At 75.6% G+C, this 2,727-nt stretch carries 2 protein-coding genes and 1 pseudogene; all 3 read left to right on the top strand.

The features are described 5' to 3' along the window. A pseudogene (locus tag D7V93_RS45550) lies at window positions 1–265 on the top strand (hypothetical protein); the annotation flags it as partial. Window positions 266–484: 219 nt separating this feature from the next. Then, the gene (locus D7V93_RS41360; RefSeq protein WP_120648470.1) at window positions 485–1,735 is read left to right on the top strand and encodes a metallophosphoesterase family protein; all 1,251 of its coding nucleotides are present in this window, start codon (window positions 485–487) and stop codon (window positions 1,733–1,735) included. Next, the coding region (locus tag D7V93_RS41355) for an ATP-binding protein (RefSeq protein ID WP_147451626.1) at window positions 1,732–2,727 on the top strand (996 nt) is incomplete at its 3' end. The genes D7V93_RS41360 and D7V93_RS41355, both read left to right, overlap by 4 nt.

The following is a 2,727-nucleotide window of genomic DNA, read 5'->3' as shown; positions in this document are numbered from 1 at the left end:
GGAAGGTACGGGAGGCTCCGGCACCCAGGAGCCCGGAGGCACCGAAACGGGCTCCGGCTCCGTCATGGACGAGGGCACGGGCGGCGCCGGCAAGGACGCGGGCACGGGCGGCTCCGGTGGCAGCACCGGCACCGACGTGGAGGGTTCGGGCACCGGGACCTCGGGCAGTGAAATCGAGGGGGGCGGCTCGGGGACCGACCCGGGCACGTCCGGCGGCACCACCGGCTCCGAGACCCCGAGCGAGGGCGGCGAGCCCCCGCGCTAGCGGAAGCCCCGGACTCCGGGAGGCGCGGGCAGGGCGCGACGCCCCGCCCGCGCCCCTTCCCCGTGCGACGCGGGGCAGCAGGTGGGCGGCACGACGCGCCAGGTTTCCGGAGTCGAACGCGACGTGCGACCGTGGGACGTCCCGTGTGTCCACCGGGGCATCGCCCTCCAGGGAGGGAAAATCGGGCCGGCGGGGAGTCTCGGGTACGGTGCCCGCACGATGCGCTTCTCCTTCGTCCACGCCGCGGATCTGCACCTGGACACGCCGTTCCGGGGGGTCGCCACGCACGGCCCCCTCCTGGAGCGCTTCCAGCAATCCACCTTCCACGCGCTCGCGCGCATCGTGGACGTGTGTCTGCGGGAGAAGGTGACGTTCCTGCTGCTCGCCGGGGACCTCTTCGACGTGAAGGACCGGTCCGTGCGCGCGCGGCTGGCGCTGCTCACGGAGCTGACGCGGCTGGACCGGGCGGGCATCCAGACCTTCATCGTGCACGGCAACCATGATCCGTTGAGCGGGGACACCGGGACGCTGGGGCTGCCCGCGTCGGTGAAGGTGTTCGGCCCGGACTGGGAGGACGTGGAGGTGCGGCGCGAGGGCCGGCGCCTGTGCCACGTGCAGGGCGTGTCCTATCCGGACATGGAGGTGCGGGAGAACCTGTCCGCGCGCTTCCGCCGCACGGGCGCGCACTTCAGCGTGGGCCTGCTGCACGCGAACCTGGGCGGCGACGCGGGGCACGCGAACTACGCCCCCTGCACGGCGGCGGACCTGGCGGCGGGCGGGCTGGACTACTGGGCCCTGGGCCACGTGCACACGCGCGCGGAGCACCTGCTGCCCGGCGGCGGCGTGGCGGTGTACCCGGGCAACCCGCAGGGGCGGCACATCCACGAGACGGGCGAGCGCGGCTGCGTGGTGGTGGACGTGGAGGACGGCGTCGCGCGCAGGCGCTTCGTGCCGGTGGACCGGGTGCGCTGGCACCGGCTGGACGTGCCGCTCGCCGGGGTGGGTTCGCTGGACACGCTCCAGGCGGTGGCCACGGAGGTGGTGGAGGCGCGCTGCGCGGAGGACTTCGACGGGCACGCGGTGCGCCTCACGCTGGCGGGCCGCGGCCCGCTGCACCGGGAGCTGTCGCGGCCGGGCGCCCGCGCGCAGCTGGAGGCGGACCTGCGCGAGCGGCTGTCGCGCGCGCACCCGCCGGTGTTGCTGGAGTCGCTGCGGGACGGCAGCCGGCCGGAGGTGGACCTGGAGGTGGTGCGCTCCGGGGGCGGCTTCCTGGGCACGTTGCTGGACGAGGCGCAGGCCCTGTCCCACGACGACGCGGCGCTCGCGGCGCTGTGGGACGACGAGGAGCTGACGACGCTGGGGCAGCGGCTCAAGCGGCTGGGCGTGGACGCGCTGGAGGCGCCCCGCCCGGAGCTGGTGACACAGGCGGGACAGCGCGGCGTGGAGCACCTCCACGAGGAGGCGTCATGAAGCCGGGGCTGCGCATCGACCGCTTCCAGGTGGACGGCTTCGGCCACTTCTCGGGCTACTCGGGGGCGCCGGGCCCGGGGCTCACGCTGCTGTACGGGCCCAACGAGGCGGGCAAGAGCACGCTCCTGGCCTTCCTGCGCGGCGTGCTGTTCGGCTTCGAGAAGCGCGGCCAGCCGGAGCGCTACGAACCCGAGGGCGCCCTCTTCGGCGGCGAGCTGTCCCTGGACACGGCGGCGGGCCCCCTGGTGGTGCGCCGCCGCGTGGGCAAGCGCGCGTCGGAAGGCACGCTCACGGTGCGGACGCCGGAGGGGCAGCCGCTGCCGGAGACGCTGCTCTCCCAGGTGCTGGCGGACGTGCCGCGCGAGCTGTTCTTCGAGGTGTTCGCCTTCCGCCTGGACGAGCTGTCCTCCTTCCAGCGGCTGGCGCAGCAGCGCGGTGTGTCGGAGGCCCTCTTCGCCGCGGGCATGCAGGGCGCGCGGCGGCTGCCGGAGGCGGTGGAGCGGCTGCGCAAGGACGCTGAAGCGCTGTACGCGCCGCGCGGGCAGAAGCCCGAACTGAACCGGGTGCTGAAGGAGCTGGAGGACGTGCAGCAGGCGCTGCGCGAGGCGGGGGACCGGCCCGCCCTCTACTTCTCCACGCGCGACCGGCTGGCCGGCTGCATCGCGGAGGGCCAGGCGCTGGAGGTGGGGCAGAGGGAGGCTGCGCGGGCGCTGGACCGGCTGACGCGGCTGGAGTCCGCGCTGGGGGACCTGGCGGTGCTCGCGCGCGACCGCGCGGAGCTGTCCGCGCTGCCCGTGCTGGACGCCTTCCCCGCGGGCGGCGAGACGCGGCTGGAGGACGTGCTCCAGCGGCGCAAGGCGTACCGCGCCCAGCAGGCGCAGCTGCACGAGCGGCTGACCCCGATTGAGGAGGCGCGGGAGCGGCTCGCCGCGCCCTGGCCCGTGCGCGAGCGCGCCGAGCCCCTGCGCGCGGCGCTGGCCACCTTCGCGGGC

This window comes from Corallococcus llansteffanensis, assembly GCF_003612055.1.
GTDB classification, from domain to species: domain Bacteria; phylum Myxococcota; class Myxococcia; order Myxococcales; family Myxococcaceae; genus Corallococcus; species Corallococcus llansteffanensis.
The sequence above is the reverse complement of the archived record's forward strand: the minus strand, read 5'-3'. Positions and strand labels throughout refer to the sequence as shown.

Coding starts and splice junctions, on each gene's coding strand:
- D7V93_RS41360 (WP_120648470.1), top strand. CDS start 485: ATGCGCTTCTCCTTCGTCCACGCCGCGGATCTGCACCTGGACACGCCG.